Genomic DNA, 17,851 nt, shown 5'->3' with positions numbered 1-17,851 from the left:
CTAGAGGTGCGCCGCGGCGGCGGGCGCGAACGGTGCGGGGGCTTCGTCGTACTCCTCGGCCAGGCGCGCGGTGAACTCGTCCACGAACACCGCCATGTCGGCGGCGATCGCCTCCGAGCGCGCGACCAGCCAGTTGTAGCCGAACAGCGCCGGGATCGCGACGCCGAGACCCGCGGCCGTGCACAGCAGCGCGGCGGCCATGCCGGGCGCCACCGAGTTGATGTCCACCGCGCCGGCCATCGCCGCCACCGCGAACACCAGCATGATGCCGATGACGGTGCCCAGCAGGCCGATGTAGGGCGCGCCCTCGATGGTGGTCGAGAGCCAGTTCATGCGCCGCGACATGCGCTCGGACTCGCGCACCACCTCGGCATCCATCGAGGCCCGGATCGCGGCGATCGAGGCCGCGCCCAGGCGCGTGCCGGCGCCATCGCGCGACTGCCGGCCGCGCACCTCGTCGAGCGCGATGCGGTACAGCCGCCACAGGGTGGAGGTCTCCTGCACCTCGCGGTCGATGCGGCCCTGCTCGGCCAGTTCGCCGAGCGTGGCCAGCGGCGCGCCCGCGGCCTCGTGGTAATGCCGGGCGAACACCGCGTTGGCCTTGGCGATGGCGCCGAAGTAGCGGCTCTTGGCGATCATGATCGCCCACGAGGCCAGCAGCATCAGCGCCAGCACCGCCACCACGACCCAGGCATCCACCGGCATCGCCTGCAGGATGAAGCCGAAGTGGCTGACCCCGGCCGACTGCTCGTCCTCGCCGAACGCCACCAGCCGCGATTCCGGCCCCTGCGAGGCCACGTCGGCCTGGATCGACACGGCCGGCCGCGCGACCTTCGACACCCGCAGTTCGTCGATCGCGCCCACGAACGGATTGCCGCGCACGGCGGCGGCGACCGCCGCCGCGTCGTCGTCGGCCCCCTCGACGGTCGCGGGCGGCGCGTCGGCGCCGATCCAGGCGTCGCCGTCGAGCGCGGGCAGCGCCGCCTCCAGCCGGGCCGCCTCGGCGCCGTCCACGTACAGCACGACCTGGCCGTCGCCGGCCACCGCCGCCAGGTGCGACCAGGCGCCCGCGGCGATCGTGCGCGGCGCCACCGCGCGCGACTCGCCCACCTGCACGAACGGCGCGCCGGCGTCGAGCCCGAGGACGAAGACGCCCTCGCCGCCGCGGCGCGCGAACACCGTCTGTTGCGGCCCCGCCGCCTCCGGACGCACCCAGGCCGAGACGGTCAGCGCGCCGCCCGCGGCCGCCGCCAGCGACGGCGAGGCCGGAACCGCCACGCCCTGGCCCTGCAACCGCAGTCCGCGGCCGATCGCCGCGCCCTCGTCGCGCTCGCCGGCATCGCGCGTATGGTTGCCGTAGGCGGTGGTGTCGCGCGGCGCGCCGTCCTCGGCGAAGTGGTAGACCAGCACGTAGTCGGGATCGAAGGCCAACTGGCCGTTGCCGGAGGCCGGCGCGGTCGCGTTGCCGTAGTACATCCACAGCGTCTGCGCGGCCGCGCCCAACTGCGGCACGTCCACCCAGATCAGCGCCAGTCCCAGTTCGGGGTCGAACCGCTCGATCTGGTGGTTGAGCACGGTGCGTCCGTCGGCGCCGACGAAGCGCAGGTCGCTGCCGTCCGCGTTCACGCCGTCGAAGGCGAAGTTGCCGGCGTGCAGGCGCACCAGCACCGGCGCGCGGCCGATGCTGCCAGCGATCCCGGCGCCGCCGGCGTCGAGGGTGATCGGCTTGCGGTACTGCCATTCCGCCTGCCACCAGGCCGTCTCGGACTGGGCGGATGCCGCGGCGGGCAGGAGCGCGCCCAGGAGCAGCAGCAGCGGGATCAGGTAGCGTTGCATCGGGACATCTCCGGAACGTGGAAGCGGGAATCGTCAGTAGCTGGCACCGATGCTGAAATGCAGCCGGTGCGCGCCCTGGGTGGTGGTCGGCCCGTCGTCGAGCGGGTAGCCGTAGTCGAAGCGGAACAGCAGGTGGTCGGTGAGGCGGAAGCTGCTGCCCACGCCGACCGAGCCGAGCACGAAGTCGTGTTCCTGATCGGGCAGCGGACGCCGCAGCCGCAGCCAGGCGCCGTCGAGATAGGCGTACAGGCGCCAGTCGAGCAGGTTCCACAGCCCGAGCGGCCGGGTGCGCCATTCGATCGTGCCCAGCGCGCCGTAGTCGCCGATCGCCTCGGCCGAGCGGTAGCCGCGCACCGTGTACATGCCGCCGGCGGCGAACTGTTCGCCGGACACCAGCGGCGCGTCGGTGAGCTGCGCCGACAGCCGCCCGAACCACTGCGCGCCGCTCTGCGCGGTATAGGTGTCGCTGACGTCGGCCTTGACCGCGAAGAAACTCGGATCGGCCGCGTAGCGGCGGTCGTCGAACGCGTCCGCGCCGCTGCCGTAGCCGAGCAGGCTGCGCACGCCGAACACCGTCTGCAGGCCCAGGCTCAGCTGATGCCCGCCGCCCTGGCGGAAGCCGCTGTAGGCGAGCGTGATCGGCGCGTAGCGCAGCGGATAGGTGGCGACGTCGTCGCCGAACGCCAGCGTCTCGTCCATGTCCTTGAAATCGACGCCGGCCGACAACTGGTGCCACCACGCGCCATCGGTCGCCAGCGTGCGCGCGAGCCGGGCGCCGACCGCGTGTCCCTTGCCGGTGACGTTGGTGGCGCCGGAGGCGACCACGTCGCTGTCGGACACGTAGCCGGAAAACTCCAGCGTCCAGTCGGGGTTGCGCAGCGGCAGCGTGTAGGACGCGGAGAACACCTGCGCCTCTTCCAGGTCCTCGGGCGCGGCGAAGAAGGTCAACGAGGCCGCGTGCTCGCGCTGCCAGAGGTTGTCGTGGCCGAGGGTCAGGATCGAGCGCAGCGCGGTGGTGTCGGCGCTGTGGTCGTTGTTGACGGTGGCGCCGAAGCGCCAGGGCGAGCGGTCCTCGACCTTGAGCTCGACGTCCATCGTGCCCTCGCGCGCGCCCTGCCGCACCAGCGGCACCACCTGGCGCTTGGCCCCGCGGTTGAGCGCCGCCAGATCGGCCTGCGCGCGATCGAAATCGGGCACCTCTCCGGCGCGCAGCGACGGCACCCGCGCGCGCAGGCGCTCGGGGTCGTTGTACCGCGCGCCGGCCACCTCGACCTCGCCCACCCGCGTCTCGGTCACCTGCAGATACACCACGCCGCCGCTTACCTGCTGCTCCGGCAGGTCCACGTACACGGACTGGTAGCCCCGCGCCTGGTATGCCGCCTGCAGCGCGGCGCGGGCGGCCTCGATGTCGTCCATGCTCCGTCCCGGCCCCAGGAACGGAGTGACCGCGCGCTCGATCGCGCGCGCATCGAGCACGGTGTTGCCGCGCACGACGTACTCGTTGAGGTTGACCCGCTGCGCGCTCGGCGCCGGCGCCTCGGCGGCGGGCGCAATCGCGCCGGCCTCCGGTTCGCCCGCGTCCTGCGCGAACGCGGGCGTCGCCAGCGCCAGCGCCGCAGCCGTCGCCAGCGCCGCGATCGCGGGCGCCGCATCTTGTCCGAACATCTGTCATCCACCCGAAACGAAGAACGTCCGCGGCCGGTTCGGCACCGCTCCCCGGCCGACCGCTCTTGGCTAGGACGTTCGCCGCGGCGCAGCCCCGCAAACCGATCCGGCCGCACCCCGCGCGAGGCATCGCCCCCGCCGGTTCCACATGACGGTTTCGCGACAGCCGCGCTTGAAGCGGGCGCGCGGCTGGGCGAGGATCGCCGCAACCCGCCGCAGCCGGAGCCGCCCGTGCGCCTCATCGCCGCCCTGCTCTGCCTGCTGTCGCCGGCAGCGACGCTCGCGCAAACGCCGCCCGTGCCGCCGGCCGACGGCGGCTGCATCGAGGTCGTCGTCGACGGCCAGCGCGTACGCGACTACGCCTGCCTGGGCCGGCTGATGGCGCCCGCCACCGCGGCTGCGGGCGGCCCTACGGCGCCGACCGCCGCCGAGGCGATGGCCCGGCGCGCGCCGACGACGCTCGGACTGGCGCATTCGGAAGCGACCCGGCAGCGCCTGGGCAACGCTTTCGGCCACGGCGTGCGGCCGCAGCGCCCGCCGCCGCCCGCGCCCGCGCTGCCGCCCGCGCTGCGGCGCAACCCCTGAGCGCGGCGTCGGCCGCGCGCGGCTTCGATACCGGCGCGCGACCGCGTTTTCTGCGCCCTCAGCCCGGCAACCGGCCCGCGCGGCGGATCAGCGCGTGGATGTAGGCCATCTTCTCCGTCACCGGCGGCGCGATCGCGAACGGGTACAGATCGGGCTGGCCCATGGCGCGGTTGAGGCTGTTGACGGCGTAGGTCAGCGGCAGCCACGCCTCGATCAGGCGATCGATGCCGGCGACGCGGTGCGGATCGAACGAGATGTCGGCCTCCATCGCCGGATCGTCGACGATGTCCGGCGCGATGCGGATGCCGAAGGCCGCGGCTATTTCCAGGGTATCGACGATGTGCAGGTAGTGCGCCCAGGTCTCGGCCCAGTCCTCCCAGGGGTGCATCGTCGCGTAGCGGCTGACGTGGGTGTGGAGCCAGTCGCCCGGTGCGCCGTCGGCGTAGTAGCGCCGCAACGCCTCGCCGTAGTCGTCGCGCTCGTCGCCGAACAGCGCGCGGAAGCGCGCGAGTTCCTCGTCGCCGCCGTCGCGCACCAGCCGGTCCCAGTAGTAGTGGCCGATCTCGTGACGGAAGTGGCCGAGCAGGGTGCGGTACAGCTCGCCCATCGCGACCCGCGCCGCCTCGCGCGTGGGGTCGTCGGCCTCCGACAGCGCGATGGTGATGTGGCCGCTGTCGTGCCCGGTCGTCACCGGCGGTCCGTGCTCGGGATCGGCGAGGAAGTCGAACGTCAGCGGCTGCGGATCGCCGCTGTCCACGGTGGGCGTGGGCAGGCGCAGCCGCAGCAGGCTGTAGAACAGCCGACGCTTGGCCACCTCGATCCGCCGCCACGCCTGCAGCCTGCCCTCGTCGCCCAGGTGCGGGATGGTGCGGTTGTGCCGGCAGGCGCGGCAGTAGGAACCGGGATCGTCGGCCGGCAGCATCCAGTTGCAGGCCGAGTGTTCCCAGTTGCGGCAGAAGCGGTAGCGCACGCCGGGCCGCGCGTGCGCCACCCAGGCCGCGCCGTCCGGCTCCAGCGCGCTCAACGCCATGCGCTCGGGCAGGAAGCCGAGCTTGGCGCCGCAGCGCACGCACTCGGTGTTCTCGAAGTAGAGCACCTGGTCGCAGCGCCCGCACTTGAACAGTTGCATCGCGGCGCCCCCGGATCAGCCGTCGCCGTCGAGCTCGGTCCAGACCTGGACCGAGACCGCGCGCAGCGGGCGGTAGCTGGTGAGAAAGGCGACGTCGGCCGCATCGCGGCCGCGCGCGATCACCACGCGGCCCCCGCGCGGCCGATCCTGGGTCGCGTCGAAGGTGTGCCACGCGCCGCCGACGTAGGCCTCGAACCAGGCGTGCATGTCCATCGGCTTGAGCGCGTGCAGCCAGCCCGCGACCATCCGCGCCGGGATGTCCAGCGCGCGGCACAGCGCGATCCCGACGTGGGCAAAATCGCGGCAGACGCCGGCGCCGTGGACCAGCGTGTCCTGCGCGTCGGTGCTCGCATCGCTGACGCCGTGACGGTACGCCAGATGGGTGCCGATCCAGCGGCGGATCGCCTCCACCTGCGCGTAGCCGGGCGCGGTGTCGCCCGCGATCGCCTGCGCCCGTTCCAGCATCGCGCCGCGATCGGACGGGCAATACCGGCTGGGCAGCAGGAACTGCAGGGTCTGCGCCGGCAGCGCGGCCGGGTCCACGGCCGGCGCCTCGGGGGCCACCGCCAATTCCGGTTCGGCGCGCGCATGCGCATCCACGCGGATGCGGGTGAGCCCCTCGGGCAGCGTGAAGCGCTGGCAACGGTTGCCGAAGCCGTCGACGTACTCGCCGAAGCCGTGCGCCGGCGCGAAACCGGCGCGACCGTTCACCCGCCAGCGCGCACGCCCCGCGCGCGGCCGCAGCATGGCGACCACGGGGCAGGCGGCGTCGGTCTCGATCGCCAGTTCGCAGCCTGCGCGCACGTGCATCGGGTCGCTTCCATGAGGGGCAGGCGAGCGTAGGCACCGCCGCGTGCAGTCGCCGTGAGACCGCGCAGGCGCCTCGGCGGCGCACCGCTCGCGGCCGCGGCAGCCGCCTCTGCCCGCATTCACCCCTCCTCGACCCGTGGCGCCGCAACCTGCGCTTCCGCACGGCGATGAGGCAGCCGCGGCGGGACCTCTCCACGAAGAAGGCAGGCGCGATGTCCGGACGATTGGAAGCAGGCCAGATGGTATTCGTGGCCGATGGCGAACTCGGCATCGGCGCGGTGCGCGAAGTGCGCCCGGGCTCCTCCGAGTTCGTCGTCCACATCCAGAACGGCGGCGACTTCGTACTGCCGATGGATGCCGTTGCCGATGTCCACTTCGGCAAGGTGATCCTGCGCGTGGACCGCCTGCCGCAAGCAGTACGCGACGCCATGCGCCACCCGCACGACGACGAGATCCGCGCTTCGACCTACGCCGCCACCGATCCGCGCGACGGCGCCCTGAAGGAATGATGCGGGCGATCGGCAACCCACAACGCGCATCGCAGAGACCCTGACATGCCCCCAATCCCATCCTGGCATTCCGTTCGTGCGCACGTCGCACGAACCGCCGCGGCCGCGCTGATCGCCGGCTCGCTCGTGGCCGGCTGCTCGCCGTCGCCCCAGCCACCCCATCTCGCCCCCGCGCCCCCCGCCGAGGACACCGCACCGGCGCAGGCGCCCGCGCCACCTTCCGACCCCACGCCGGCGCCTGCCCCGACGCCCACGGCGCCCACCGCGTCCCGAGGCGAAACCGTCGGCGGCGACGGCTCGGAAATCCGGCTGGACCCACTGACGGAAAGCGACCTGAAGGAAGCCGATCTGCCGGGCGAACTCGCCTGTAGTTTCTCGGTCGGAGACGAGGGACCGATCCTCTACGCCGCCGGCGACGTCGACTCCGACGTCGGAGCGCAGGGCATCGTCAAGGGCTCCGGCTATGTGGAGCGCGTAGGCGCACCCGGCGGCTTCGACGGCCTGCTCGACAACCCCACGCTCAGCGGCCGCGGCAAGACCATCCTGATCGCCCTGACCGGCCCTGCCGAGGGCGGCGGCGAATCGCCCTCGCGCCCCGCGACGCTGACCTACCACCGCGCCGACGGCGCCAGCCGCGTCTTCGAAGGGCGCTGGGAGTGCGGGCCTTGAGGCCCCTGAGGGATTGCGCCCCGAGCCACGCACGCTGACCGGATGTGGCCGAGCGCGGCCCTCGCATCACGCGAACGGCGGTTCATGGTCGAAGTCGGCGCCCCCCACGCCGCCCCTCTAACGTACGCGCCGCCGAGCCAGTGGATCGACACACGATTCGGATACATCATGGGCGCCTCGGCGAACGTCGAACGAGAACGCCCCCATTCGATCTGCCGCGCCAGACCGGCCCAGTCGCAACCGGTCAGCCAGGCGGCGCGTCCGGCCAGAAACCTGCTCCGCCAGCACGGAAACCTCGGTTCCTCGTGCGATACCCCTCATTTCGAGCGACGGTGGGACAGACCGTACAGCAGCCCGGCGGGCTTGCGCACATACCCACCAGCCAGCGCCAACACTAAGAAGCGATGACCTAGATGGATTGTGCAACATAGCGGTCTGTGCTTGGATCCCCGTGCATATCAGGGGATCTTCGTGTCTATCCGCAACTTGTCACCCTTCATCCGCGACCACTATGAAATTCACGAATGGCGGCACGCCAGCGCCATTCTTGCTGCTGACTTCCCCAACGAATGGGCCGACATACAGGCTACGCTGGAAGGCTTTCGCCTCAATCGCAGCCAAATCATCACGCCTGGCGGACGCAAGTCCGACATTGCCGGCTGGCTGGATGGACAACTGGAAGCCAGGGGCTGGCGAGAGAAGAAGTTCACCACGCAAATCAAGGTGGACGAGCGCACCATGGACGCCCCCACCCACAAGGTGGATTGCTTCAAAAACGGGGTCGCCCTTGAAATCGAATGGAACAACAAGGATCCGTTCTACGACCGGGACTTGAACAACTTCCGCCTGCTTTTCGACCTGCGTGCCATCAGTGTGGGCGTCATCATCACCCGCTGCAGCGAACTCCAAAGCATTTTTGCCAACCTAGGTCGCGGCGCGTCCTATGGCAACAGCACCACACACATGGCCAAACTGCTGCCGCGCATTGAAGGCGGCAGCGGTGGCGGATGCCCATTGCTGGTATTCGGGATTACGCCTGCGCTCTACGTCGAGGACTGATCGCAACAGGCTCCAGGACCCGGTGCGCCTGGGAGTGGTTGGCGTAAGTGTCCCAAGTAGGAGTGTAGTCCTCGGACTGATTGCCCCACACCGCCCAGCCCTTGCGCGGGCCTCGGGCGAACATCTCCAGGAACGGACCCGGACTGCAGGCTTCGATCAATGGGTATTGCTCGTCAGGCTTGCGTGAGTGTTCGCGCTTTTGTGTGGCCAGGAAATTGACCTGCCGGCGGCCGGCTTCTAGTGTGCGGGCGTTTTTGCCGCGCACTCCGAACAAAATCAGCTCAGTGACATTGCGAAAGTAGAAGCCCACACCGCGCCCATCAGGCCCGCCGTCCTTGCGCACTTTGTGCCAGACCAGATTGGACTTGTAGGTAAATCCCCAGGCCTCCATGACGCGCAGGCCATCGGGCAGCAGCGCATTGGGCACCCATAGATACAAGTGCGCCGTGTCCGCGACGATGTCCGACACGGGCAAGGCGCAGATGTCCGCCAAGGTCATGGTGCCGTAGCGGTTCAAGCGCTTGTGCTCAGGCGCCACCTTGCCTGTGCGGTTCTGGAATTGCCAAGGCGGGTCCGCCAGCACAGTGCGGAACGGCTCGGAAGCGGCGAGGGCCCGCAACTCGCTGGCGGGCGTGGAGAGTTTTGGGGACACAGATGGCGACTTCTTGAAGACTGCCACCATCCTACCGGTTCCCCTGTCTCGCGGGTTGCGACTGTTGACCGCCGTCGCGTGGGTATACGCCGTGGGTAGTCATCAGACTTACGCTCGCCTGCGAGGCGGAAAATCTTCGCCGACACCCGCGGCGTGGCATCAGTGCCGCGTTGAGCTTGTCAAGCATGTCGGCAAGCGGCGGCGCGAAGACGACTCTTTGGGGTGAATTTTCGCGAGATGGAGCGGGTGAAGGGAACATCACGCCGCACTCAACCCGTTGATTGATAACGGGTTTCTTCCGTGAGCGCCACGGAATTAGACCAGATTATGTACCAGCCCCACCTGCCCGGCAACCCGGGATCGTCTGCCATCGCCCAGCAACGTCCATGCACAGCCACCAGGGTCCTGTCCAGATGCGCCTATAGGCCGAGACTGTGTTTCGCTGCGCCGAAGTTTGGGGCGTACTCCACACCAACGTCCTCTAGATCGGCAGCGATTTCATCTTGAAGACGTCGGGTGTTCGGCGCGAAATACTCCTTCGTATTCGACGAGGCGAACACGATCGGCGCCACCAGCCCTGCGGAGCGAAGCTGGCCAGCCGCCTCGATATAGGCTTCGACGATCACGCAATCCTTCATTGATTCTTTACCCAGTCGGGCGGGAGCACGAGGTTCGTTGACTCGCTTGAACGCACGGCTGGCGACCCCATCGTTGTGCGGCACCACGCTGGCAACGTCCCGCCACCTGTTCAGCACTGTCCTGGCCCGCGCGACGTGTCCCTCAAGGTGGTCCAGCGGCAGCATTCCCTGGGCACCGTAGGCCAAGGCCACTTCATGGATACGTTGAGCTTGTGCCCGGAACCTTGCCAAAGCGTTTCGAGCCTCTACCTCGACGCCAGCGACATGAGCAGCAAGTTCGATGGTCACCTGTTCTGCCATCAGAACAATCAGATCGGAGCCGGCCTCGGCTGCCGCAAGCAAGGCAAGCCCGGCGTTGGCATCGTGTGCTACCGCTGTTTCGCGCGTGATGTCACGGATGACGTCAAGGACGGTGCATGTATCCACGCACAACACAGGCGCGTTTAAAGCAGCCAAGTCGTCAATGACTGAAGTATTCAGGCTCATGTATGCGACTGGTCATACTGTTCAAGCAGTCCGAGTGCGAATTCATAGTCGATGGCCAAGTCCTGCGCCCGCCCTGCGGACCAGGCCTCCACCTCGACAAGCCACCGTGCCAATTGGTCACTATCCAGTCGTTTCGATGCACGGTGCGCGGCAATCAGGAACGCGTACCAGCGCTCCCTGTCCATGGGATGGGCCGCACCTGTGGATTTATTGGCGAGCCGCGAGAAGCGCCGCAGGGCTGCTGCCGGTTCGGCATCCAGCCAATCCTCAAGAGTCTGGTTGGGAGAGGTCAGTTCGACGCCGAAACCGCCGGCCCGGGACGCCGGTTCCGCGACTTGGGCGACGAAGTCGCGAAGAATCGCGTTGTACTTGTCAATACAAAGCTCACCGACGTTTCGCGGCACGATATTGGAAACCTTGTAGCCATCAGGCTCTTGCCACAGCACCAGAGCCGATTCATCGACGTCGTCGAATGCAGATCGTACAAGCACGATCACATCGTCGTCGCCCAAGTGTTGCTTGAGGTCTTCTTCCCGCTCAGCGTCGTGACGCCAAGAGCCACCAACCTGCGCGAGGATGCCACTGCGCATTGCGGTTGCTGTCTTGCCCCTGAGGTGAAGATGCTGGAAGACCGTGATCGGCTTTTCTGTCATGTCGGTTGCCCGCAATAGAACTGTTGATGTTCTGAGACTTGTCGGTGAATCGATGGCATTCGCCTGTCATTCTTTCTTGATCTGAACGAAGACCCGTGCCGTCTGGCTCGAAGCCTCATCGTTGCCCGTCGAGACGGCGTCGCCGCGCCTGGTGCCACCCGAACCGCGTCTGCTGAAAGACCCTCGGCGTCTGACATGCGGGTGATGCCCAGACTTGAAAGCACGTAGACCGAATGCGTCTTTCGCCGCGATGGCATCTGTAGCAAAACCTCACCACCAAGCCTCCCCGCCTCGGGCGAGAAACATCTTGAAGCATACCGCCACGCAGAGGCTCGGTGTTGGTGGACAAGGTGCCACATCGACTGGTTGCTGGGGTGAGCATTGCAGCCATTCGCCGTCACTACAACCTTTCCACAAGCCAAGTCGCCACCGCTCCGCGCCGCGAAGGTGTGGATGGCGTCGACCAGACCACGAGAAAAGCCGATGTCCTGAACCCGTTCACCAGGGAGTAGCCCATGAGAAAGTCATCTTCTTCCGGCGCCCAAGCCAAGGTCTTCTATCGTCCGATCGAGGCGGCCATCCAGTGGGCGGGACTGTCACGCTTCGAGCGCCGTATCCTTGATATTGCCGAAGGGATGAACCGGCTGCCGGAGCACGCTGCGCTGGCGCGCTGGCCACAGCTTCGCCTGAACGCGGAACGGATCTACGACGCACTGGTGCATCTCGACCTTCCCTACGGCAAGGATGGCCTCACGAGCAACGATCCCGCCTTGCTCGATGATCCTGGCCTCACGATCCGCCACGTCGATCTGAAGGCTTGGATGATCCGTTTCTATCCCGACCAGCGACCGGCATTCCTGTTCGATGCCTTCGAGCGTCACCTGCATCCGGCCGTCAGTGTCGATGCCGTGCAGGCACTGGTCATGGATCGCGAGGCGTTGAAGCTCCAGCTTGCCGACAAGGTGCAGGCCTGGGACGCGCTCTATGAGCAGTTCCAGACGCTCAGCCAGGAGCACCAGGCGCGCACGGAGCGCGAGAAGCGATCCGGGATGCCGGGCGCCCGCAGTGAATCCACCTACCTGAACATCGTTGGCGGTCTTCTGACCCTGCTGTTGGGCAAGTCACCCAATGGCGTTCCCTATTCGTCTTTCGAGACGCTGGAATCGGTCATCAATGCGCTGGTTGCCCATTACGGCGACAAATCCGGAATCAGCGAGCGAACGCTGTGGGCGAAGTTTTCGGCAGCCAAGCGTCATCTCGCTACCCAGGACCGCTGACTGCAAGTGCAGACGGCGTGTCTGCACTTGCGGTGACCGCGCGGGAACCGCGCTATTGAATACGGGGCACTTCCATCATCGCCGCTACACAGCGCCAAGGAGTGTCCCTCGTGACTGCCCAGACCATCGCCACCGCGACGCCGAACGAACACCGCATCCTGCGCCGCGCGGAAGTCGAGGCCAAGACCGGCTTCAAACGCGCCCACATCTACAACCTGATCAAGGAGGGCAAGTTTCCTAAGCCCCTGCGCCTCGGGGTACGCGCCATCGGATGGGATTCGGTGGAGATCGATCAGTGGATCACCGATCGACTCAGTGAGCGGGCGTGAGCCCGCGCCCCCCGGAATCCCTTCCACGAGGAGTCGCACCATGCAGGTGGTATCCATCATTTCGACCAAGGGTGGCGTCGGCAAGACGACCACCGCAGCGAACCTGGGCGGCTTCATCGCCGATGCGGGACTGCGCGTGCTGCTGCTGGACCTGGACGTACAGCCCACCTTGTCGAGCTACTTCACGCTCGGCACGCATGCGCCTGCCGGCATCTATGAGATGCTGGCCTTCAATGAGCAGCGTATCGAGCAATTGGCTTCGCAGACCGCTGTGGCGGGTCTCGACCTGGTGGTGTCGAACGACCATCGCGGCGAACTGAACACACTGCTGCTGCACGCACCCGACGGTCGGCTGCGCCTGCGTCACCTGCTCCCCGCGCTGGCGTCGCACTACGACCTGCTGCTGATCGATACCCAGGGAGCGCGCAGTGTGCTGCTGGAAATGGCGGTACTGGCCTCCAGTCTGGCGCTGTCACCGGTGACGCCGGAAATCCTGGCGGCGCGTGAGCTGAGGCGCGGCACGCTGCAACTGATCGAGGACATCGCTCCGTATCGGCACCTCGGCATCGAGCCGCCACCGCTGCGCTTGCTCATCAACCGTGTGCATCCGGTTTCGTCGAACGCCCGACTGATCCAGCAGGCCCTGCGACAAGTGTTCCAGGCGCACGCTGGCATACAGGTCCTGAGCACCGACGTCCCGGCCATTGAAGCCTACCCACGTGCCGCAACACGGGGGCTGCCAGTGCATCGCGTCGAATACCGGCAACCAGTGGGCCGTACTGCGCCTGCGGCGTTGGAGACGATGCGTGCGCTGGCTGGCGAGCTGTTCCCGGCATGGCGGGAGCGCTTTGCATGCGTTACCGGCAGAGGCCGCGCAGGAGGAGCCAGTCATGGCGATCGCGCATGAACTGGCCCGCGGCCATGCGCGGCTACGCGCGCTGATCGAGTTCGCGCTGGGCGAAGGTTGGCACGTGAAACGCACGCGCGGCGGGCACCTGATGTTCACCAAGCCCGGCTGCGCCGCGATCTATACCAGCTCGACTGCGAGCGATCACCGCGCCAGCCGCAACGCACGCGCGCAGCTTCGCCGCGCCGATCGACAGGCACTGACGGCATCTCGGGAGAGCAGCGATGGCTGATCCGACGCCGCAGGACATGGCCACCAAGCTGCTGGCCAAGGGCTTCGAACGCAACGGTCCTTCGGCCGCGGCGTTGACCGACCCCATCGCCGACACACCGATGGTGGTGACGCTGGACGAGCTGCGCCCCTATGAACATGACCCACGCGTGACGCGCAACCCGGCCTATGCGGAGATCAAGGCGTCCATCCGCGAACGTGGGCTGGACGCGCCCCCCGCGATCACGCGCAGGCCGGGCGAGGCGCACTACATTATTCGCAACGGCGGCAACACGCGGCTGGCGATCCTGCGCGAGTTGTGGAGCGAGACCAAGGAGGAACGCTTCTTCCGCATTGCGTGCCTGTTCCGCCCGTGGCCGGCGCGCGGCGAAATCGTGGCGCTGACCGGGCATCTGGCCGAGAACGAGCTGCGCGGCGGCCTGACCTTCATCGAGCGGGCCTTGGGCATCGAGAAGGCGCGCGAGTTCTACGAGCAGGAAAGCGGCCAGGCGCTGTCGCAAAGCGAACTCGCGCGGCGACTGGCGGCCGACGGCTATCCGGTGCCGCAGTCACACATCAGCCGCATGAACGATGCGGTGCGCTATCTGCTGCCGGCGATCCCGACGCTGTTGTACGGCGGATTGGGCCGGCATCAGGTGGACCGGCTCGCAGTGCTGCGCAAGGCGTGCGAGCGCACCTGGGAGCGGCGTGCGCTGGGCCGGCCGCTGACCGTGGACTTCGCTTCGCTGTTTCAGGATGTGCTGTCGCAGTTCGACACGCAGCCGGAGGGCTTCTCGCCCCAGCGCGTGCAGGACGAACTGGTGGGTCAGATGGCCGAGCTGCTGGAAGCGGACTACGACACGCTGGCATTGGAGGTCGATGACAGCGAAAGCCGTCAGCGAGTATTGACCAGCGAGCCGGCCGCGCCGAACCCGGCAACGCCTGTCGCACCTGCGGCGCCAGCCATCACGCCGCAACTGTCGCCCGCGGCGCCAACGCCACGGGACACCTCGCCCGTCGCGCCACCGGCAGAGACACCCTCGGCACCACCTGCCGCTGCACCAAACGCCCGGGACGGGCAGCGCGACGAGCGCCTGCAGGGGCACATCGTGACGCCGGCCCCAACCACCGAGCGCCTGCAGTCCATCCAGCGGATGGTCGCGGATCAGCTCGGCGACAAGCTACCCGACTTCGAGGCAGATGCGCTGCGTGCGATCCCGGTGCAGGTTGGCGGGCTCTTTCCCATCTCGGATGTCTGGTACATCGAGCCGGGCCTGGACGTGCCGGATCGCCTGCGCGTGCATATCGCGCAGTTCGCTCGCGAGATCGCGGGGGAAGCGGCGGTGGGCGACCACATCGAAGCCAGCGATGGCGGCATCGGCTTCGTCTGCGTGACGCCGGCCGTGGGCCAGGCGAAGGCGCTCCCGGCGTTCGCGCGTGCGATGCTGACCCTGCTGCACGCGCTGAGCACCGCGCCGGCACCCGCGACCGGGCTGGACAGCGCGCGGCTGGCCGATGACCTTGGGCCGCTGCTGCATGGTCACGGCGGCTTGGTCACGCGCCTGAGCGATGCCGGGCTGGTAAAGCTGTTCCGTCTGCTGCGCCTGGCGCGTCGGCTGCTGGATCTGGAAGCCGGCGTAGCGAGCCAGGATTCCTGAGCGCAGGAGGCTCCCGTATGTCGGCACCGCACCCGCTCAACCAGGCCGTGATCGCCCAGGCCCTGCATGACCTGCGCAACGGCCAGTTGCGCCGCTGCAAGGCCATGGGCTTCGGTGAGGAGGAGCTGGATGCGCTGAAGCACCCAGAACTCGTGAGCATGCTGGTGAATGCCACGGTGTCGTGGTGTTCGGTGTCGGTGAACCGGGAAGTGTTGAAGCGGCTGCTGAGCCAGGTGCACGACGTGGAGCGGGAGATCGCCACGGTGGACCGCATGCTGCGCCTGGGGGCGAGCACGGAGATGGTCAGCAAGTTCTACGGCCTCACGCATCAGGAAGTGGCGCTGCGCCGCGACATCCTCGGGCTGCCCAAGCGTAAGGGTCGGCATCCGGTGCTCGACGAGGCGCAGGACGTGGCCCTGTGGGAACGCTGGAAGGCCGGCATCACGGAGCGGCACATCGCACTGAACGACGACATGGCGATGCTGGCGCTGACCATGGACCTGGCCGAGGCCATGACCCTGCCCATGTCGGTGATCTGGTCGGCGATACGGAACTGGGTCGACCAGGGGCTGGTGTAGGTCATGACGACGGGCGACGCTCCACGGCGTGATGGCCCGGTTGCGCTGTCGGCGTTGTTCGACGAGGCGCTGCGGCACCTTGAGCCGAAGGAACCGGCGCAGGGCACGGCGCCGAGCCAGGACGGCTTTCTCTACAGCGGCAACCGGCACGAGAGCGTGCCGCGCGCGTTGTTCCTCGACCGGCGCCTGACGCCGCTGGAGCGCAATGCCTGGCAGGTGTTCCGCCTGCAGCTCAACGACGACGGCGTGACCGCCTTTCCCACCTACGACCAGCTCCGCCCATATCTGGCGTCCATGCCCTGTGCGGCGCAAGCCTCGCACGAGACCGTGGCGCGCGCCTTGACGCTGCTGCGGCTGACGCGCTGGCTCAGCCTGGTGCGGCGGCGGCGCGATCCCAAGACCGGCCGTATCCAAGGCAACCTCTACGTGCTGCACGACGAACCGCTGTCACCCTTCGAGGCGATGCAGCTCGACCCGGACTACCTGGGCCTGGTGAGCCAGGCGCTCACGCACGCGGCGAAGGCGGTGCAGGTCGTGGGCATGAACACGCTGCGGGAGATCGCCGAAGACCCGCTGCTCAGCGGGCGCACACTGCCGACCCGTCTGCAAGTGCTGGCGCAGCGCATGGCGCGGCATGGCTGGACGACGCCAGGTTATCCACAGGAGGGTGCGGACCACGAATCCGAAGAAGGCCAGGAAGCCCTTCTTCGGAATGCTGCGCGCCCGTCTTCGGAATCCGAAGCAGGGCCGAAACCCGCGCCGGACAGCTCTCTTCGGATTCCGAAGGAGGACCGTACAGTACGTAATGATCGTATAAATGAAGTACGTACAGTACCGCGCGCGAGGGCCTTGCAGAACCTGCGACTGCCCGAGCGTTTCCTGCGCTTGAAGGACGAGCAGCAGGCCGGCGCGCTGGTGGCGCTGCAGCAGGTGGACGAGGCGCAGAGGCAGGCCGTTCTCGACGAGTGGGCGGCACGCTGCCACAACAGCGCGGTACGCAACCCGGCCGGCTACCTGTTTGGCATCATCCAGAAGGCGATCCGCGGGGAGTTCAAGGCCTGGGCCGGAGAAACTGCATCGACGCCGCCAGCGCCCCCGTCACCTGCGCCCTCGTCACCGCCAGCATCCCGTGCGGCTGACCCCGAGGTGGCACGTGCCTACCTGGCTCAGCTCCGAGAAGCCTTGCGTGATCGCCGATGTTGACTATCCCCAGGGGATAGCTGGAACAAACACCCTTCCGCCGTGCTCGATTGCTGCCCGCCGAACGACAGGCGAAACTGTCGCCTGTGAATCAAACGAGGACAGCCACGCACGAGCCCGGCCAACGATGGATATGACGACTTTCCCCGTCACAAACGCACTGCAACCACTACAGCGAGACGTTCAGCGCTTGCTGGGCAGATGCCTGTTGCGCCTTCAACAATACGAGCGCCTCATGAAAGCCATCGTGGCCCACCACGAGATTTCAGGCCCGGCGCATTCGCTGGAGGCCATTCGCGCAGCGCGGATTGAAGATGCCGCGACCAAGACCCTGGGCACGTTGATCGGACAACTGTTTGGTTCGTATGTCGTCACCGATGGAAATGGCGGCGAGGAACGCGACGACGATCTTCCTGGCGACGTGATTTCCTTTCGCACGCGCGTGCAACTGAGCCTGTCTGCGCAGGACTACGCCAAAACCCAGGCCGACCTCAAAGACCTGGTATCGCTGCGCAACACCCTGGTGCACCACTTCATCGACCAGCACGATCTATGGACCGTGGACGGGTGTCGCGCTGCACAGGACGAACTCGGTTCCGCCTACACGCGCATCGATCAACACTTTGAGCAGCTGCGCGGCTGGGCCGAGCACATGGATCAGGCGCGGCGCCTGGCAGCGGAGTTCGTCCAGTCGGATGTGTTCCACGACCTGGTGGTCAATGGCATCGCGCCGGACGGCACGGTGGACTGGCCGGCCGCCGGCATCGTTCGCGCGCTGCGCGAGGCCGCCGCGCAGTTGGCCGTCGAGGGCTGGACACCCATTGCCGCCGCTGGCCGCTGGATCGCGGACCAGCATCCCGAGCAGCTTCCAGCCAAGTACGGCTGCAGCAGTTGGCGGCAGGTGGTGCACGAGTGCCGCCTGTTCGAGCTTCGCTACCGTGAGGTGGAGGGGCAACGGGCCGCCTGGTACAGACCTCGCGAGGCATAGCCCCGCAACGCGG

19 protein-coding genes are annotated in these 17,851 nt (G+C 67.7%); 12 read left to right on the top strand and 7 right to left on the bottom strand.

The window, feature by feature from the left end; genetic code table 11:
• A complete protein-coding gene (locus Z164_RS0105075; protein ID WP_024889648.1) occupies positions 1-1,836 on the bottom strand; it encodes a DUF2341 domain-containing protein in 1,836 nt (611 codons plus the stop codon).
• Between the two features lie 33 nt (positions 1,837-1,869).
• On the bottom strand, positions 1,870-3,501 hold the full coding sequence (locus Z164_RS0105070; protein ID WP_043689312.1) for a ShlB/FhaC/HecB family hemolysin secretion/activation protein: 1,632 nt from the start codon (positions 3,499-3,501) through the stop codon (positions 1,870-1,872).
• A gap of 231 nt (positions 3,502-3,732) precedes the next feature.
• Between Z164_RS0105070 and Z164_RS0105065 the strand changes: the two genes are divergently transcribed.
• Positions 3,733-4,086 carry a hypothetical protein gene (locus tag Z164_RS0105065; RefSeq protein ID WP_024889646.1) on the top strand — a complete coding sequence of 118 codons (354 nt, stop codon included), beginning with the start codon at positions 3,733-3,735 and terminating at the stop codon, positions 4,084-4,086.
• 58 nt (positions 4,087-4,144) lie between these two features.
• Here the strand turns inward: Z164_RS0105065 and Z164_RS0105060 are convergent, their stop codons facing one another.
• Positions 4,145-5,215: a zinc-binding metallopeptidase family protein gene (locus Z164_RS0105060; protein WP_024889645.1), complete on the bottom strand. Its 1,071-nt coding sequence runs from the start codon at positions 5,213-5,215 to the stop codon at positions 4,145-4,147.
• 15 nt (positions 5,216-5,230) lie between these two features.
• Positions 5,231-6,025, bottom strand: coding sequence for a transglutaminase domain-containing protein (locus Z164_RS0105055; protein ID WP_024889644.1), 795 nt, complete (start codon positions 6,023-6,025; stop codon positions 5,231-5,233).
• 212 nt (positions 6,026-6,237) lie between these two features.
• Here Z164_RS0105055 and Z164_RS0105050 point away from each other — a divergent pair, with 212 nt between their 5' ends.
• From Z164_RS0105050 to Z164_RS0105040, 3 genes are all read left to right on the top strand, one after another.
• Complete coding sequence (locus Z164_RS0105050; protein WP_024889643.1) at positions 6,238-6,534, top strand: hypothetical protein; 297 nt, start codon at positions 6,238-6,240, stop codon at positions 6,532-6,534.
• 45 nt (positions 6,535-6,579) lie between these two features.
• Entirely contained in the window at positions 6,580-7,203 is a 624-nt protein-coding gene (locus Z164_RS21300; RefSeq protein ID WP_152540857.1) for a hypothetical protein, read from the top strand.
• 471 nt (positions 7,204-7,674) lie between these two features.
• Positions 7,675-8,262, top strand: a complete 588-nt coding sequence (locus Z164_RS0105040) for a BglII/BstYI family type II restriction endonuclease (RefSeq protein WP_024889641.1) — start codon at positions 7,675-7,677, stop codon at positions 8,260-8,262.
• Here the strand turns inward: Z164_RS0105040 and Z164_RS0105035 are convergent.
• From Z164_RS0105035 to Z164_RS0105025, 3 genes are all read right to left on the bottom strand, one after another.
• Positions 8,234-8,914: an MT-A70 family methyltransferase gene (locus Z164_RS0105035; protein WP_024889640.1), complete on the bottom strand. Its 681-nt coding sequence runs from the start codon at positions 8,912-8,914 to the stop codon at positions 8,234-8,236. The two genes, Z164_RS0105040 and Z164_RS0105035, sit on opposite strands and share 29 nt — an antisense overlap.
• A 419-nt stretch (positions 8,915-9,333) precedes the next feature.
• Complete coding sequence (locus Z164_RS21760) at positions 9,334-10,038, bottom strand: hypothetical protein (protein WP_081770071.1); 705 nt, start codon at positions 10,036-10,038, stop codon at positions 9,334-9,336.
• The gene (locus Z164_RS0105025; RefSeq protein WP_024889638.1) at positions 10,035-10,691 is read right to left on the bottom strand and encodes a hypothetical protein; all 657 of its coding nucleotides are present in this window, start codon (positions 10,689-10,691) and stop codon (positions 10,035-10,037) included. Before Z164_RS0105025 ends, Z164_RS21760 begins: the two co-directional genes overlap by 4 nt.
• A 515-nt stretch (positions 10,692-11,206) precedes the next feature.
• Between Z164_RS0105025 and Z164_RS0105020 the strand changes: the two genes are divergently transcribed.
• The 8 genes from Z164_RS0105020 (at position 11,207) to Z164_RS0104985 (ending at position 17,838) form a co-directional block, all read left to right on the top strand.
• Positions 11,207-11,968: a hypothetical protein gene (locus Z164_RS0105020; protein ID WP_024889637.1), complete on the top strand. Its 762-nt coding sequence runs from the start codon at positions 11,207-11,209 to the stop codon at positions 11,966-11,968.
• 110 nt (positions 11,969-12,078) lie between these two features.
• On the top strand, positions 12,079-12,297 hold the full coding sequence (locus Z164_RS0105015) for an AlpA family transcriptional regulator (protein WP_024889636.1): 219 nt from the start codon (positions 12,079-12,081) through the stop codon (positions 12,295-12,297).
• A gap of 40 nt (positions 12,298-12,337) precedes the next feature.
• A complete protein-coding gene (locus tag Z164_RS0105010) occupies positions 12,338-13,204 on the top strand; it encodes a ParA family protein (RefSeq protein ID WP_024889635.1) in 867 nt (288 codons plus the stop codon).
• Positions 13,188-13,436, top strand: a complete 249-nt coding sequence (locus Z164_RS0105005; protein ID WP_024889634.1) for a hypothetical protein — start codon at positions 13,188-13,190, stop codon at positions 13,434-13,436. The genes Z164_RS0105010 and Z164_RS0105005 overlap by 17 nt, the downstream gene beginning before the upstream one ends.
• Complete coding sequence (locus Z164_RS0105000) at positions 13,429-15,072, top strand: ParB family protein (protein ID WP_024889633.1); 1,644 nt, start codon at positions 13,429-13,431, stop codon at positions 15,070-15,072. Before Z164_RS0105005 ends, Z164_RS0105000 begins: the two co-directional genes overlap by 8 nt.
• 17 nt (positions 15,073-15,089) lie before the next feature.
• A complete protein-coding gene (locus tag Z164_RS0104995; protein ID WP_010792177.1) occupies positions 15,090-15,650 on the top strand; it encodes a DUF2857 domain-containing protein in 561 nt (186 codons plus the stop codon).
• A gap of 3 nt (positions 15,651-15,653) precedes the next feature.
• Positions 15,654-16,853 (top strand): STY4528 family pathogenicity island replication protein, encoded by a 1,200-nt coding sequence (locus Z164_RS0104990; protein WP_024889632.1) that lies wholly within the window; start codon positions 15,654-15,656, stop codon positions 16,851-16,853.
• Between the two features lie 232 nt (positions 16,854-17,085).
• Positions 17,086-17,838, top strand: coding sequence for an OST-HTH/LOTUS domain-containing protein (locus tag Z164_RS0104985; RefSeq protein WP_024889631.1), 753 nt, complete (start codon positions 17,086-17,088; stop codon positions 17,836-17,838).
• Positions 17,839-17,851 lie beyond the last annotated feature (13 nt).

Origin of the sequence: Luteimonas huabeiensis HB2 (genome assembly GCF_000559025.1) — a bacterium.
In the GTDB taxonomy this organism is placed as follows: Bacteria; Pseudomonadota; Gammaproteobacteria; order Xanthomonadales; family Xanthomonadaceae; genus Luteimonas; species Luteimonas huabeiensis.
The sequence above is the reverse complement of the archived record's forward strand: the minus strand, read 5'-3'. Positions and strand labels throughout refer to the sequence as shown.

Excerpts from the sequence above, each read along its gene's own strand:
- Z164_RS0105075 (WP_024889648.1), bottom strand. The coding sequence starts at position 1,836 with ATGCAACGCTACCTGATCCCGCTGCTGCTGCTCCTGGGCGCGCTCCTG.
- Z164_RS0105070 (WP_043689312.1), bottom strand. The coding sequence starts at position 3,501 with ATGTTCGGACAAGATGCGGCGCCCGCGATCGCGGCGCTGGCGACGGCT.
- Z164_RS0105060 (WP_024889645.1), bottom strand. The coding sequence starts at position 5,215 with ATGCAACTGTTCAAGTGCGGGCGCTGCGACCAGGTGCTCTACTTCGAG.
- Z164_RS0105055 (WP_024889644.1), bottom strand. The coding sequence starts at position 6,025 with ATGCACGTGCGCGCAGGCTGCGAACTGGCGATCGAGACCGACGCCGCC.
- Z164_RS0105050 (WP_024889643.1), top strand. The coding sequence starts at position 6,238 with ATGTCCGGACGATTGGAAGCAGGCCAGATGGTATTCGTGGCCGATGGC.
- Z164_RS21300 (WP_152540857.1), top strand. The coding sequence starts at position 6,580 with ATGCCCCCAATCCCATCCTGGCATTCCGTTCGTGCGCACGTCGCACGA.
- Z164_RS21760 (WP_081770071.1), bottom strand. The coding sequence starts at position 10,038 with ATGAGCCTGAATACTTCAGTCATTGACGACTTGGCTGCTTTAAACGCG.
- Z164_RS0105025 (WP_024889638.1), bottom strand. The coding sequence starts at position 10,691 with ATGACAGAAAAGCCGATCACGGTCTTCCAGCATCTTCACCTCAGGGGC.
- Z164_RS0105020 (WP_024889637.1), top strand. The coding sequence starts at position 11,207 with ATGAGAAAGTCATCTTCTTCCGGCGCCCAAGCCAAGGTCTTCTATCGT.
- Z164_RS0105010 (WP_024889635.1), top strand. The coding sequence starts at position 12,338 with ATGCAGGTGGTATCCATCATTTCGACCAAGGGTGGCGTCGGCAAGACG.
- Z164_RS0105005 (WP_024889634.1), top strand. The coding sequence starts at position 13,188 with ATGGCGATCGCGCATGAACTGGCCCGCGGCCATGCGCGGCTACGCGCG.
- Z164_RS0105000 (WP_024889633.1), top strand. The coding sequence starts at position 13,429 with ATGGCTGATCCGACGCCGCAGGACATGGCCACCAAGCTGCTGGCCAAG.
- Z164_RS0104995 (WP_010792177.1), top strand. The coding sequence starts at position 15,090 with ATGTCGGCACCGCACCCGCTCAACCAGGCCGTGATCGCCCAGGCCCTG.
- Z164_RS0104990 (WP_024889632.1), top strand. The coding sequence starts at position 15,654 with ATGACGACGGGCGACGCTCCACGGCGTGATGGCCCGGTTGCGCTGTCG.
- Z164_RS0104985 (WP_024889631.1), top strand. The coding sequence starts at position 17,086 with ATGAAAGCCATCGTGGCCCACCACGAGATTTCAGGCCCGGCGCATTCG.